Below are 14,585 nucleotides of genomic sequence, written 5' to 3' on the forward strand. Positions count from 1 at the left end.
TTCAATTTCAATGGAAATATATTTTTCACCATCAATTCTCCCCTTTTTCGGTTGGTGTACACAAAATCGGCTTTCGGTTATTAACAACTTTTCCCTTTTATTATGTATAATTAAGAAAAAAATCTAATCACCTACTGACTTTCAAACAAAATACTAGATTAGACGGGAGGTATCGTTTTGAAAAACAGGAAAAGTTGGTACAGAATGTGGAAGATATTGTCCTTTGCATTTTCCATGTTTATTCAAGTCTATTGGTTTCGTATTCGGAAAAAATCTGAAATGGAATGGGACGCATTATGGGAAAAGCTAGGGCGACAATTCCGCCAGACACTTTTTGAACTAGAGGGCGTGCTCATTAAAGTCGGGCAATTTATAAGTATTCGTAAAGATTTGCTTCCTAGTAGTTTTATCACTCAAATACAAGATCTTGTGGATCGGGTCCCCTCCTCCCCATGGGAAGAAATTAAAAATGTCTTAGAAAAAGAATGGGGAAACTCGATTGAAAACGTACTACTTTCAGTTGAAACAAAAGCAGTGGCTTCAGCATCAATCGGAGAGGTTTATCGTGGGAAATTAAAGGATGGAACCGACGTTGCGATTAAAGTTCAACGACCATCCATCCCTTCCCTAATGCGAATTGATTTTCGTTCACTAGGGATTATTATTTGGTTTGCTCAACACTTTGCCCCCGTTCCAAAAGGTTTTATCAACTTTAAAATGCTATTCAAGGAACTAAAATACGTAATCGAAAGAGAACTCGATTTCAACAAAGAGTTAGAAACCATTAAGCATTTCCGCCAACGCTTTGAACCCTATCCTAAGTTAACGATACCTAATATTTATCCGGATTTCAGCACCTCTCAAGTATTGGTGATGGAATGGATCGAAGGAGTTAGAATAACAGATGTAGATTTTTTAGATACTGCTCAAATCGATCGAGAGGAATTAGCGCAACGATTAATCCGAATTTTTCTTCCACAATGGTTAGAAGCTGGCGTTTTTCATGCCGATCCTCATGCAGGAAATGTACTAGTCAAAGCAGACGGAACGATTGTACTTCTTGATTTTGGCATGGTCGGTGAAATTTCGAGAAAAGATGCGAACAATTTCCAGAATTTAATGCAAGCCATTCTACTAAAAAATTATGTACAAGCAGCCGAAATATTAAGGGATCTGGGGTTCTTGCTTCCAGGAGCTAATCTCAAAATCATTGAAAATCTCCTTAAAGATGTATTAACAATGGATTTAAATCAGTTGAAAGAGATGGATTTATTTGCTGTCAAAAAAGAAATGAATGACATGTTAAAATCACTTCCCATACAAGTACCTACACGATTCATCTTTTTAGGGCGCTCCTTCGTAACGATTGAAGGCATGCTCCAAACCATTAATCCAAACAAAGAAATTCTAGACATCATAAAACCTGCTTTTACAGATTGGTTAACACAAGGTGATTCAAATAAATGGAAGTTGCTTTTAAAATGGATGAACGCCCTACCTATTTTCAAAGTATTTCACTCTTTCCAAGAATTAATAGAGACACCTGGGCAATTACTGGTTCAAAAAGAAGCGTTACAACAAAGGGAATTTTACTTTTCAATTTATGAAAATCAAAAAAAGCAGACATTTATTTTGTTCGCATTAGGGATTGTGGGAATTTTCTCAGGAATATATTTGCAGTATCCAATCCTATCAAAAGCTTCAGGTGGGCTAATCGGGATTTCTTCTCTTATTTATATCGTGAGTAGCTGGAGACAAAGAAAATGGTTAAAGATCATGGACAGAAAAACGAAGTACTGACATTTAGAAAGAGGATGACCAAAATTACCTTTGGATCATCCTCTTGCCCATTTATTTTTCAATTTCAGCCCAAGTAGAAATATGACTAAGACATAGAGCACAATCATCATCCCAGTTAAATACTGGTTCTCTTCAAATTGAGCACCCGCTAGCGTGAAAGCCATCATCGTTGGAAACTTTCCGATTGTCGTTGCAAGTAGGAACGAACGGAAACGAACCTCTGTAACGCCCGCTATCGCATTGATTGCAGCGGAAGGCATAATTGGAATTAACCGTCCGATGAGTACGGCTAAAAAACCGTTACGTTCAAGTAATTGAAAAAATCCATCGAGTCGTTGCCATTTCTGTACTTGTTTCAGCGCGATCCTTTGAAATGCATATCGACATAGAAAAAACATGCAGATTGAACCAAAAACAGTACCTCCTAGGCTAATGAACAACGCTACAGGAAATGGATACGTTGTGCCGATTATTCCAGCTACTAATGGTATTGGAACTGCAGGCACAAATGCTAACATTGCCATAATAAAGAAGCTACTGACCCTTGTTAGCCATGTATCATGTTGCAGCCAATCTAATAAATTATTCATTTTCTTAGTTGTCCTTTTTGTGGATTAATATCTTTTACATATCGTGAATCTTCCCCAACTCAAATGAGGTTCATCATGTTCTTGCTTTACGTTCAACGACTTTACTCGTTAAAATGTCATTGAAAAAAATAGCCTGAACAGTGAAGCAGATTATGTAAAGTACTTTGTAAGCTAATTGTAACAGAATACTTGCTAATTAAATTGAACATACGAATCTACATCACTTAGTCAGAACAAAGTATGGAAAATTTATTTAAAATAATTACCGAAGCAATTCGTGAAATCAGCGGATTTACTATACGACATATCGGTAAATAAGTGAAGAAATATGGTTTTATGTTGGAGATAACACTTATTCACAATTATGTTGTCTGTCATTTTGAACAATTCTGATTACCCTGCTAATTATTTTTCCGATAGTATTTTTTGATTTGATTTTCATATCGTAAATTTTACCTTCTCCCCTTCTCAAACAGCATACGTGATTTTCACTTTCCTTTGGGTATGCATTTATATGCTGCCGATCATTTATTTCAAATGTTCTATCTTCTATACGGTCAACATAAATTGTCTCATGTTCGTTCAAATGTTATTAAAATTGAATAATAAGGGGATCGTAAAAGATGATGGTCATTCATATTTATGAAAATAGAACTGAAGTACTAAATCAGTTTGTCGTACGCATACCCACTGTTGACGAAGATATCCGTGTAAAGGGCCGTAAAGCGAAAGTTGTGCAAGTAAATCAAATTGATGAAAAAAAATATCATGTACACGTGATTTATGAAAAAATAGTGAAAAAGCAGCCATTAACAAAAGAACTTGGGAAGAAAAAGAGATAACTGCCTCTCTTACTCTACTTTTAATAGTCAGTCTAATAATGCTCTGTTCGTGCATCTTAATTGCTTTATTATACGTTCTTTCATAAAATGCACTATTTGTTCTCGTTAATAGAAAAAGGCTTCCCTGAAACTTTGGGAAGCCTTTTTGATTTGAAAAGAAGAGTATCTATAATTACCACAAGAAAACATTACCAGTAATAGTACTTTGACAGACAAAGTACTTTGCTGTATATTGTATTTCGGAGGTGGAGTCAGATGAAAGGCAAAATATCCTCGGATTTAATTAGAGGGAACACAGATACTATTGTTTTAGGAATCTTAAGGACTACTGACAGCTACGGATATGAAATATATAAAAAAATCATTGAAAAAAGTGAAGGCGAGTATGAACTAAAAGAAGCAACTCTCTATTCAAGTTTTCGACGCCTTGAAAAAGAAGGATGTATTTCATCCTATTGGGGTGATGAAACGCAAGGTGGAAGAAGAAAATATTATAAAATAACTTCTGCAGGTGAAACGCTATATGAAAGAAATAAAGCTGATTGGGAATTTACAAAGAATATTATTAACAAGTTATTATAGGAGGTGCGGAACATGATTGAAAAAGTTCAATCTTATGTTCATAACATATTTGAGGGATATCAAGAGTCTCAACAATTAAATGATTTAAAAGAAGAAATTACTGCAAATTTATTAGCTAGAATTGAAGAGTCAATCGCAAATGGCAAGACTGAGAAGGAAGCTTTTCAAATGGCAATTAAAGAACTAGGAGATATTAGTGAAATTGCTGAAGAGATTAGCTTAAATAAGAAATATGAAGTAATCGATGAAATGTTTAATAGAAATCCGTTAGATAAAAAAACAGCACTAGGTTTTACTGTGGCAACAGGCGTATTATTGTTTGGCATCATCACTGGGCTTATTGTATATTTCCAAATGGGCAGTTTATTTTTAGCTATTTCATCACTATTTCCTTTTGCCACAATATCTATAGCAGCATTTGTATATTTAGGTTTAGTACAAGAAACAGTTTACGAATATGGTATGAAGAAATTACGAGCATTACTTTACGCGATAGCAACTGCACTTTTAATAGGTGGCATTTTTATATCGATTATCGTTTACCTTGAAAGAATGGGCTTAAAAGGAAGAATTGAGTCATTGCAAGAAATAATAGCATTTCATAATGGGCCATTGTTTATGGCGGTATCCGTATTAATTCCATTTGTAATACCAGCCATTTGTTTATTCGTTTATTTAGGACTAACAGAAAAGGATCGCCGAAAGCCAAATGTATTAACAGAGTATTATAGAACTGTTCACCATGCAAATTCAAAAGAAATGATGGTATATGGTAAATTAGCAGGGGCACTTTGGGTTTTCTCTCTCGGTATTTTTATCGTACTTGGATTATTGTGGACATGGAAATTATCTTGGATCGTGTTTATTTTCACAATTGGATTCCAAGTTTTATTAGAAGCTTACTATTCAAATAAAAAATCTCACATAAGTATTTAATACTTAATCAATTCTGAACCAAAAATGCGTTCAAAATTATATTTTTTAGAACAAAGTTAACAAAAGTTCTGTGGCGTCCTAAGAATTTAGGATGCCCTTTTTTGCAATTTTTTTATCTCACATAAATTTGCACTTTTAACGTAGTTTCCTCGTAATTGTTATAGCTCTATGCATTACCAACAATTCAAAAACCAACAACGGCTCCAAAAATCGGCTCCAATAAGCGATTAAAAATAACCATTTGATCAAAGAATAACAGCAACCCTACCACACTCATAATGACGCCTCCAATTTTCATGAGTGCTTGGCTATACTTTCGAACAATCGCTAGTTTCGAAACGAAAAAGGATAGCGGGAAAATGGGATACTAAAACCTAAAATATAGGCTACCATATATCCCATGCCCTGTTCTGGATTTTGCGATACCATAAGTAAAATTGCACCTAGAATCGGACCAGTACAGGGTATCCACCCCGCCGCAAAAGCAAAACCTATCACAACCTGAACCAAGGTAGCCAGCTGGTCGATGTTGAATAGTGACTTTATGTTCTTTCATTAAATACGTTGGTTTCCAAATGCTTAGTGTCATAATTCCAAAGAGCACCATGAAAATTGCCCCAAATTGTCTAAATAACTCTCCATAATTCAGGAAAAATCCCTTTGCATTGAAGCACTGAAACCTAAAATAAGATAGATAAGTGAGAACCCTATTAAAAAACTTAACGTATGGAGCATCGCTGTTTTGCGTGTAGACATTCGCTCCTCTTTAATTTCACTAAAGGTCAAACCTGTTATGTATGAAAGAAATGCCGGATACAATGGCAACACGCATGGTGACAAAAAGCTTAGCAGACTCGCACCAAATGCGAGTACTAAATTTACATCTGTTTGCATAAATAGACTTCCCCTTTCATTATGTTTACAAACGCAACATTTAGGGAAAAGGTATCCATACAATACTTAAGAACCATTCTCACTTATCTTCCATTTTTCTTGTGTAAATCCGTTGACTTTTCAATTGATAACAATTATCATTATCATTAGATTATTTCTTTTCTCCAAATGCTTATTTAAAATCCCCCTCTTTTTTGAATAAGTATGTTTCAAACGGATTTTCTTACATCAGACTAAGATTATCCGTTTTTTTTATTACATAATCAAATATGCCTTGGCGTATTTGCATCCACTTGAATAAATTTAAAGGAGCTGTTATTAATGGATTATCGTATTGAAAAAGACACAATGGGTGAAATCAAAGTACCTGCCGACAAAATTTGGGGTGCTCAAACGCAGCGTAGTAAAGAAAACTTCCGCATTGGTACCGAACAAATGCCAATCGAGTTGATTCAAGCGATGGCGATTTTAAAGAAAAGTGCAGCAATCGCAAACAATAAGCTTGGTAAGTTATCAGATGTGAAAACAACTGCGATTGTTCAAGCGGCAGATGAAATTTTAAACGGACAATGGGACGACCAATTCCCACTTGTCGTGTGGCAAACAGGTAGTGGTACGCAGTCTAATATGAATGTGAACGAAGTAATTGCGCATCGTGCCAACCAAATTTTAACGGATGCTGGTGAAGCTGACCGTGTTCATCCAAACGATGATGTCAACAAATCACAAAGCTCAAATGACACGTTCCCGACGGCTTTGCATATTGCTGCCGTACTAAAAGTAGAAGATTACCTGATCCCTCGTCTTCGTCAATTAAAATCAACCTTGGACGAAAAGGCCGAGAACTTTAAAGATATTATTAAAATCGGACGTACGCATTTACAAGATGCTACACCACTGACATTAGGACAAGAAATCAGTGGATGGTCTGCAATGCTTGCAAAATCAGAGCAAATGATTAAGTTAAACATCGAATTCATGAAAGAACTAGCAATCGGTGGAACAGCTGTTGGTACGGGCATTAACGCACATCCTGAATTTGGCGATCGTGTAGCGGCTGAAATCAGCGAATTCACAGGTAAAAACTTCACATCTGCTGCGAACAAATTCCATGCCTTAACAAGTCATGATGAAGCCGTTGTGGCACATGGTGCTTTAAAAGCACTCGCAGCAGACTTAATGAAAATTGCTAACGACGTACGCTGGCTTGCAAGTGGCCCACGTTCTGGTATTGGCGAGATTACAATTCCTGAAAATGAACCTGGGTCATCTATTATGCCTGGTAAAGTAAACCCTACTCAAAGTGAAGCCATGACAATGGTAGTCACACAAGTTGTCGGCAATGACGCAACAATTGCCTTTGCAGCTTCACAAGGGAACTTCGAGCTAAACGTATTTAAGCCAGTAATTATTTATAATTTCCTACAATCGACTCGCCTTCTTGCCGATACGATGAAATCATTCAATGATCACTGTGCAGTCGGCATCGAGCCAAATAAAGAAGTACTTGACCACAACTTACAAAATTCACTAATGCTCGTAACAGCACTCAATCCTTATATTGGCTACGAAAACGCAGCAAAAATTGCGAAACAAGCCCATAAAGACGGCACTACATTAAAAGAAGCTGCTATTGCAAGTGGGTTATTAACCGAAGAACAATTCGATGAATACGTAGACCCTGCTACAATGATTTATCCGAACGCAAAATAGTATATATGCAAAAACCCAGCTAAGCACCTCCTCGCTTAACTGGGTTTTATAAATTCTTTGGGATAACTCAAAAAAAATGGTTCACACAACCTGTAAGAAAACCTCCACAGCATAATGCCATAGAGGTTCGCTTATTTACTTAGATTTTAATAATTCTTCAACAAATGTAACAGGCACATATGTTTTTGTTGGCTCAAGTAAAGCCGGAGCTACATCAAATTGACCAAGTGCTTTGTTGAAGCCATACATTTTTTCACCACGTGTAATCGTAAATGATAATGCACCTTTTGATACGATAGCACCAGTACCCGTCGATTGTACTTTGTAACCAAGTTCTTCAGCGATTAAGCGTAATGGCACCATTTTTGCGCCTTCAACTTCATGAAAATCAGTCTCAATGATTGCTTGTACAGCCGCTTCTACAGGATCTAGTTCTGCAGTATCCACTTCAGCTTCTTCTTGCGCTTCATTGTCTAAGATAATTACTTTTGTAGGTGGTGTTTGTGCTGGGATACTCATTGTCGTAATTGCATAGAAAACAAGCAAATTTTGTTCTTGTAAATCAGCAACTGTTACATCTTTGCCAGATGTACTTGATACTTTCGTTTCTTCACTAACATTCAATTTTAATGAGTATTCTTCACTCAATAAGTCTTTATCGAAAGAGCCAACAGCTACACTGCCCATTGCTTCTGTTTCAACAATAATCACTTCTGGGTTGTACTGCGGTGGATAGATCGCTAGCATCGGCTTGTTTGCATAATTGTACGCCGTTACTTTGTCGCCTTTTTTAAGTTTTACTTCTTTACCTGTATTATCGAAAACTAGCGTGTCTTTGTTCACGGCAAATACATTTGTGTTTTCGCCTTCTTTAGTTGTGTAGTATGTAGCGTTGTCACGTACTTCTACATTTTCTACCGTACCTGCGATTTTAATAAAAATAGGCTGTACCTGTGCTTCGTCATTTTGTGCACCGCTTGTCACAACTACCTCTCCTCCGTTTGCTAAAGCTGTCGGTGTTACGGCTACGCTACCGAATAATAATGCTGTCATTGCGAATGGAATAACTTTTTTCATCTTCATCTAAATCGCTCCCTTGTTGTGTTTCATAGAAGTAGTCGTAATTAAATGAAAAAAGTTACAGTTTTACCATGATATTTTCAAAAAAATAAAATGCAATCTGTTTAAAACGCGTTGTAAAAAATATTCATGCTCGCTCTGTTGTGACCGAATCTCTAGCGCAACAGTCGGGTGATCAGTAATTATACCACCTACATTTTTCCCAATGAACTCTTGCAACGAACGATCGTTATTTAACGTCCAGACGAATAAATCAATATCCTGCTGTTGTAATTCTTCGATTAAACGGTCGGAAACAGATGATTCTTCAAGTGCAATAAAATCTACCTTTGTATCATCAATTAAGCCAATATTGAGCGCATAAACAATACCTACGCGTAAATTAGGTGTAATATTCTTCAGTTGGGTAATCATTTCCGTGTTTGAAGACTGTACATAGTACGTATCAAGCACCTTATGCACTCTAAGCTTTTCAACAAGCCGCAACAGAATATCTTCTGTTTCTTTGCCATGAATTTTTAGTTCAATAAGTAACGCGACATCCAACGCTTTTGCCATTTCAATAAAGTCATCGAGTGACGTAATTTTATCACTAAAACCATTCGCATGGATCGTTACAGCCGTTAACTCACTAAGTGTCATATTCGCTACCGTATTGTTTTTCCCAGCTAATCGCCGTAATGTGCGATCATGAAAGACTACAAATTCCCCGTCTGCCGTTTGTTGAATATCCAACTCGATTAAATCAGCACCTAGGTTTGCAGCATTGACAAGTCCACTAATTGTATTTTCGACGCCTACCTCATTATAGCCTCTGTGAGCAATGATTTTCGTATCTGGTGCGTAAATGCTTTTTTCCAACGAATCTATATTAATGACACTCATGACGCCAAATACAATGCCGCCTAGTAAGAATATTTGCTTATAACGCTTTTTCAAAAGGTTTGGAGCAATTTTTTGTTTCGATAAACGTAATGTATTATACGTAATTGCTACCATAACCTGAGAAAACATTGCTTGAAGTAAACTAAAGAGTACGACAAAAACGATTTCTAAAAACGCTAATGTCACCCCAGCAGTAACGAGCGCCGTACTAGGCCAATGGCGCTCTAAGTAATATAACGGCAACGTACTGATAACGGTTATCCCAAGTAATAAAAGTAAATGTCCTGTTAAAAGCATCGCTAATAATACAAGCAACTTAAACAAACGTCGTTTAGAAAATCGCCAGCTCTGCATAAGGGACTGTCGGATTGATAACTTCGGATGAATCGTAAAAATCGGCAAGGTCAGTATACTACGCACACCAAAAATCACCAGCATACTTGCTACACCAGCATAGAACAGTCTTCCAGTCTTAGTTTGCATCAGTTCATCCATTATAAAATGTGGAATCGTAATCTCCTGCGTTAATGTGAACGGAAGTATAAAGGAAGCAAGGGGCAATAGAAGCGCAATATAGATGGCTAAATATATTGTTTGAAAGCTAAAAAAATACACAGCCTTACGATTTAGTTGCTGCCAAATTGCTAGGAATCTATAACGAGTGCCACGCTGCTGATTGAACGCCATTACAAATAAAAAGCCCATCTCATAATAGATAAAAAGCAGTACAATGAGTATCCATAAAAGCATCATGCAAATGACAAAAGGGTGCATTAAAAAGCTATACAAATTTTGGTCAGTAATATGCGTATAACCCGTTACTCGTAGCATGAATTTAAATGCCAGTGATGTCACAGGTACTATAAACAAAAACTGGAATAGCCGAAAAAGTGCAAAAACATGAATATAGTCAATGCGGTAAACAATAATGTTTTTGAATGCTAATTTTATGATTTGTCGCGCTTTTTGCATCTATACACCACCCTTGCTTAATAAAATATCTCCTTTTTTAGCGGCCTTTACGTAACGCTAAATAAGCACATTGAAACCTTTTTCAAAATACTTCGTATAAGAGTATATGAATTCTAGAAAGGATGTTGTGTACTTTGGAGAATATTTACATAGGTGATATTATTTCAACAGCATTTATTCTATTTATTATGGTGATCATCATAATCGTCATCATTGGTGTGTTTAAAATGGTATTTGCAAAAGCCAAACAACCCGCTTCACAAAGCGACTCGGCGCTTGTTCAACAGGTGTACGAGCTAACAATGCGTATTAACACATTAGAACAACAAATGGATGAACTGAAAAAAAAGTCGCTGTGAACACTCACAACGACTTTTTCTTATACACTATTCGCCCATCAATTATCGTATAAGCAACATCAACACATGGTAGTGCTTCAATTGCCACCTCAAATAAATCCTCTGTAAACACCGTAAAATCGGCTGTATAACCTGGTGCAATTAGTCCCCGCATGTGCTGTTGTCCAATGATTTCAGCTGCACCTACCGTGTAAAGTCGCACCGCTTCAAAGCGAGAAATTTTCTCCTGTGCCCCGTAACCATCATGTGTCTCTCCGAAATTCCGTCTCGTGACTGCCGCATAAATTCCATGTAGTGGATTTGGCACTTCTATTGGTGCATCACTACCACCAGCCACAATAAGCCCTCTATCCAGTAACGATTTTAATGGATGTAGTCCTTTGGCACGTTTTTTACCTAATCGAGCGATCTCTGCTGAATATTCACCCTGCACAAACTGCGGCTGCATATCAACAGCCACTGGTAATGATGCCAACTTAGCAAGAATCTCCTCATCCACTAAGCTACAGTGAATAACACGATCAAGTTGACCCTCTCCTGGAGGATATTTCTCAAAAACGTCTAGAATTGTGGCAAGGGCTAAGTCACCAATCGCATGTACCGCAACCGTTTGATCATGAGCTCTTGCAAGATGAACTAGATCTTCAAGCTTAGCTTTCGTATGCACAAGCATTCCACTATTTTCAATGTCATCACTATATGGTTCTTTGAGTGCAGCTGTTCTACCTCCAAACGCTCCGTCCACGAATATTTTCATCGCCCCAAACTCCAAATATGGCGACTGTTCTTCGTTCAATCTGGCGTCATCGACTTCCTGAAACACTGTATGATGCTGTAATAGATGAACTTTAAAGAATTTTTTTTCTTCAACAATTTTCCGAAAAGCAGCAATTGGCTGATGGGGTGGTCCATAATAGCTTAGATCCTCAGAGTGTCCACCAACGAGCCCATATGTTTGAAGTGACTCAATTGCCTTATCAAGTGCATCTTCAATATAAGCTGGTGTAATATGTGGCATATGATTTACAATCAAGTAAAGGGCCGTATCCTTTAATACACCTGTCACTCGACCATTCACCTTCTCAATAATGCCGCCTTCTGGTGAAAGTGTAGCATCTGTAATCCCTGCAAATTCAAGTGCCTTGGAGTTGGCTAAAATTAAATGATGACAGCTTCGCTTGATGATAAGATGCGCCTCACCAAGTGAATCGAGTTCCTCTAACGTTGGAAAAACCGGCTCTGCAAACTGTGTTTCATTTAGTCCAATGGCAATGACCCACTCATCAGGATGTACCCCTTCCATTCGAGTACGAACAAGCGTTAATAGCTCGTCCTTACTTTGCACGTTCGACACATCAATATGTTTTAACTTTTCACCATAGCCGATAATATGTAGATGGCTATCGACAAAACCTGGGTACATGACGTTACCCTTTAAATCTCGAATAGAAGTAGCTTGTGGCAACAAGCGATCGACCTCACCTGTTGCCACAATTTTTCCGTTATGTTCAAGCACAGCTTCGACTGTTTCGCCGTCACGTGCCATTGTGTAAATCGTACCGCCTGTCCATAAAATTGCCACTGCACTTCACCTCACTTATGCTGTAGCTTCTACCAGATGCGCTGTTTCTAAACGACGGCGTACGACGACGCCAAGCCACGCTGCTGCTACAGCTTTAATTAATCCTGTAATAATAAATGGTGCCACACCGCCCATGAATGCTGCTGTCCAAGTAAGGTCTGCCACAATTTTCAGCCATACTGTACCAAAGGCAAGAGTTACGACCATCCCAATAACATTTGCCACCACTGCATGTGGAATTGTTAAGCCCGATTTTTGTAAGTATAGCCCCATAATAAATGCTGTTGGTAGAAAGCCCACGATGTAGCCTCCAGTTGGCCCAACAACTATACCTAAGCCACCTGACATACCGCTAAAGACTGGCATTCCTGCTGCACCAAGTAAAATATATAATAGCACCGATAATGTGCCAAGTTTTGCGCCTAAAATTGTCACGACTAGGCCGATTGCTAACGTTTGTCCTGTAATTGGCACTGGCGAAAAAGGTAACGGAATCGTCACCTGTGCAAGTACCGCTATAATCGCTGCGCCAAATGCTGCTAAAACGTATTCATATGTACTGCTTTTTTTCAAAATAAACTGCCTCCCTTAGTACGTTAACCGAATTAATAAATAAGTTAACACAACGATAAAACAAATGAAAATCATTGTCAATCAATTTTGAAAAATAGTGTTAAAAAAAGATGCATATAAAATAAAAAACAATGCCAATATTATAATATTTAAAGAAAAAAGCAAGTACTCGTAGCTAACTCGAGAACTTGCTTAATAGTTTTCCCTAAATACTATTTCCAACATTGCTATAGGGATTATAGATTGTAATTTGGTTGCGTCCGTTGCGTTTTGATGAATAGAGTGCGCTGTCCGCATTTTTAATAAATTGCTCTATTTGTGTAGTTCTACCATAATCATTCGTACTAACGCCAATACTAAATTCTAAATTCACAACTTCTTCATCCACTATTAAAACCAGGGATTTTAGTTCCTCATACAAGTTTTCTGTCACCGTTTGTTCGTGTTCGCCAGCGAGTATTTTGGTCAACACAATAAATTCATCGCCACCAAAACGTGCGACGATTGATTCCTCGTAGCGCTCAAAATAATTCTGTAACGTAGTCGCAGTTAATACCAGCGCATCATCGCCACACAAATGACCATTTAGATCATTAATCGATTTAAAATGATCTAAGTCAATCATTAGTAAAGCTAATTGCTGTTTTTCTACTTCCGCAATTTCAAGCATTTTTTCCGCATGCTCATCAAAAAAGCGTCGATTATAAATATTTGTCAATGGATCAATATACGATGTTCTTTCAAACTGTTTCTTCTGATCATTATATTCCATATCAAATAATACTTGTGAGTAATTCTCTTTTTGGATTTCCAACAAAATATTTATATATTCCTTTTGCACGGCACACAAGACAATTTTATTACCTTGTTGCTCTATTAACCTTACTAAAGAATCGTAAATTGTCTGAAGCAGTGATAAATCATTGTTTTCGAGTGCATAATGCTTTGATTTTTGATACATATCGATTGCTTCTCCGATTGCCCCTTGCTTTTCACATAACAAGGCATAGGCATTGAAAACCTCTAATTGTGCTTTGCTATAAGGTGGGGTATTAATATTTGATAATAGCTCTTGTAATAACTCATTAGCTTCTTGAAATTCTTCCAAACCAATATGAGCAATTGCTAAATTTGTTTTGGGATAGGTAATCCCTGTATAGGGTTGTGCATGTTTAGTTTCAAATGCATTGCAATAATATAAACTCTTAAAAGCAAATTCCTTTGCCTTACTATATTCCCCTTGTTCTATTTCTAGGTCACTCAGGTTATTATAAATTTTTCCCATGCTTTCTACGTGTTCAATTCGATTGGCAATTTCAAGTCCCTTTAACATGAGTTCCTCGGATTTTTTTCGATGACCAAATGTTCCCCAGTAAATGGAGGCCAATGAATAATACTGAATCACATCAATATCTGTGCCGTATTTAAAGGTAAGTTCACGGTATTGTTCTAGAACATTAACAGCAATTTGTAAATCTCCAACTTGAAAATAGCTGGCACAACGATAGCGTAACAGTAGCATTGCTTTATCATACATCCCCAAAACATAGGCACTATCAATAGCAGCACTACTTAACTCTATATAGTCTATATAGCGATTCGCGCTATATAACGTATTTAATGTAATAAATAGCTCTTCAAATTCCTGCTTGTCCACACCGCATCCTCCTTTATATAAAACCTCTTATTCCTTTTATACTACATTTAATTGTAAAATATTACAATACTTTAGACCTTTTTAATTTTAGTTTAATAAGCAAATAATCCTAAGTCATTA

The 14,585-nt window shown here is 37.1% G+C and carries 12 protein-coding genes and 1 pseudogene; 6 read left to right on the forward strand and 7 right to left on the reverse strand.

The window, feature by feature from the left end:
• Positions 1 to 177 precede the first annotated feature (177 nt).
• Positions 178 to 1,800, forward strand: a complete 1,623-nt coding sequence (locus AEA09_RS09030; RefSeq protein WP_245622821.1) for an ABC1 kinase family protein — start codon at positions 178 to 180, stop codon at positions 1,798 to 1,800.
• Positions 1,801 to 1,835: 35 nt separating this feature from the next.
• Here AEA09_RS09030 and AEA09_RS09035 read toward each other — a convergent pair whose 3' ends face one another.
• Positions 1,836 to 2,390 carry a TVP38/TMEM64 family protein gene (locus tag AEA09_RS09035; RefSeq protein WP_053583519.1) on the reverse strand — a complete coding sequence of 185 codons (555 nt, stop codon included), beginning with the start codon at positions 2,388 to 2,390 and terminating at the stop codon, positions 1,836 to 1,838.
• Positions 2,391 to 3,013: 623 nt separating this feature from the next.
• Here AEA09_RS09035 and AEA09_RS09040 point away from each other — a divergent pair.
• From AEA09_RS09040 to AEA09_RS09050, 3 genes are all read left to right on the forward strand, one after another.
• A complete protein-coding gene (locus tag AEA09_RS09040) occupies positions 3,014 to 3,232 on the forward strand; it encodes a hypothetical protein (protein ID WP_053583520.1) in 219 nt (72 codons plus the stop codon).
• 255 nt (positions 3,233 to 3,487) lie between these two features.
• Complete coding sequence (locus AEA09_RS09045) at positions 3,488 to 3,814, forward strand: PadR family transcriptional regulator (RefSeq protein WP_053583521.1); 327 nt, start codon at positions 3,488 to 3,490, stop codon at positions 3,812 to 3,814.
• A gap of 12 nt (positions 3,815 to 3,826) precedes the next feature.
• Positions 3,827 to 4,750, forward strand: a complete 924-nt coding sequence (locus AEA09_RS09050; protein WP_053583522.1) for a permease prefix domain 1-containing protein — start codon at positions 3,827 to 3,829, stop codon at positions 4,748 to 4,750.
• A 184-nt stretch (positions 4,751 to 4,934) separates the two neighbouring features.
• Here the strand turns inward: AEA09_RS09050 and AEA09_RS09055 are convergent.
• A pseudogene (locus tag AEA09_RS09055) lies at positions 4,935 to 5,644 on the reverse strand (cytochrome c biogenesis CcdA family protein).
• A gap of 321 nt (positions 5,645 to 5,965) precedes the next feature.
• Between AEA09_RS09055 and fumC the strand changes: the two are divergent.
• Complete coding sequence (gene fumC / locus AEA09_RS09060) at positions 5,966 to 7,357, forward strand: class II fumarate hydratase (RefSeq protein ID WP_053583523.1); 1,392 nt, start codon at positions 5,966 to 5,968, stop codon at positions 7,355 to 7,357.
• Positions 7,358 to 7,492: 135 nt separating this feature from the next.
• Here the strand turns inward: fumC and AEA09_RS09065 are convergent, their stop codons facing one another.
• Together AEA09_RS09065 and AEA09_RS09070 are read right to left on the reverse strand one after the other, a co-directional pair.
• The gene (locus tag AEA09_RS09065) at positions 7,493 to 8,440 is read right to left on the reverse strand and encodes a stalk domain-containing protein (protein WP_053583524.1); all 948 of its coding nucleotides are present in this window, start codon (positions 8,438 to 8,440) and stop codon (positions 7,493 to 7,495) included.
• A 63-nt stretch (positions 8,441 to 8,503) separates the two neighbouring features.
• Entirely contained in the window at positions 8,504 to 10,294 is a 1,791-nt protein-coding gene (locus tag AEA09_RS09070) for a glycerophosphodiester phosphodiesterase (RefSeq protein ID WP_053583525.1), read from the reverse strand.
• 134 nt (positions 10,295 to 10,428) lie between these two features.
• On the opposite strand from AEA09_RS09070, the gene AEA09_RS09075 reads away from it, so the two are divergent.
• Positions 10,429 to 10,653, forward strand: a complete 225-nt coding sequence (locus AEA09_RS09075) for a hypothetical protein (RefSeq protein ID WP_053583526.1) — start codon at positions 10,429 to 10,431, stop codon at positions 10,651 to 10,653.
• Between the two features lie 4 nt (positions 10,654 to 10,657).
• On the opposite strand, the gene AEA09_RS09080 is transcribed toward AEA09_RS09075, so the two are convergent.
• The 3 genes from AEA09_RS09080 to AEA09_RS09090 form a co-directional block, all read right to left on the reverse strand.
• Positions 10,658 to 12,235 (reverse strand): amidohydrolase, encoded by a 1,578-nt coding sequence (locus AEA09_RS09080; protein ID WP_053583527.1) that lies wholly within the window; start codon positions 12,233 to 12,235, stop codon positions 10,658 to 10,660.
• Between the two features lie 15 nt (positions 12,236 to 12,250).
• Positions 12,251 to 12,808, reverse strand: a complete 558-nt coding sequence (locus AEA09_RS09085) for a biotin transporter BioY (protein ID WP_053583528.1) — start codon at positions 12,806 to 12,808, stop codon at positions 12,251 to 12,253.
• A 205-nt stretch (positions 12,809 to 13,013) separates the two neighbouring features.
• On the reverse strand, positions 13,014 to 14,465 hold the full coding sequence (locus tag AEA09_RS09090; RefSeq protein WP_053583529.1) for a tetratricopeptide repeat-containing diguanylate cyclase: 1,452 nt from the start codon (positions 14,463 to 14,465) through the stop codon (positions 13,014 to 13,016).
• Positions 14,466 to 14,585: the final 120 nt, after the last annotated feature.

The organism is Lysinibacillus contaminans (assembly GCF_001278945.1).
GTDB classification, from domain to species: Bacteria; Bacillota; Bacilli; order Bacillales_A; family Planococcaceae; genus Lysinibacillus; species Lysinibacillus contaminans.

Coding starts and splice junctions, on each gene's coding strand:
- AEA09_RS09035 (WP_053583519.1), bottom strand. CDS start 2,390: ATGAATAATTTATTAGATTGGCTGCAACATGATACATGGCTAACAAGG.
- AEA09_RS09040 (WP_053583520.1), top strand. CDS start 3,014: ATGATGGTCATTCATATTTATGAAAATAGAACTGAAGTACTAAATCAG.
- AEA09_RS09045 (WP_053583521.1), top strand. CDS start 3,488: ATGAAAGGCAAAATATCCTCGGATTTAATTAGAGGGAACACAGATACT.
- AEA09_RS09050 (WP_053583522.1), top strand. CDS start 3,827: ATGATTGAAAAAGTTCAATCTTATGTTCATAACATATTTGAGGGATAT.
- fumC (WP_053583523.1), top strand. CDS start 5,966: ATGGATTATCGTATTGAAAAAGACACAATGGGTGAAATCAAAGTACCT.
- AEA09_RS09065 (WP_053583524.1), bottom strand. CDS start 8,440: ATGAAGATGAAAAAAGTTATTCCATTCGCAATGACAGCATTATTATTC.
- AEA09_RS09070 (WP_053583525.1), bottom strand. CDS start 10,294: ATGCAAAAAGCGCGACAAATCATAAAATTAGCATTCAAAAACATTATT.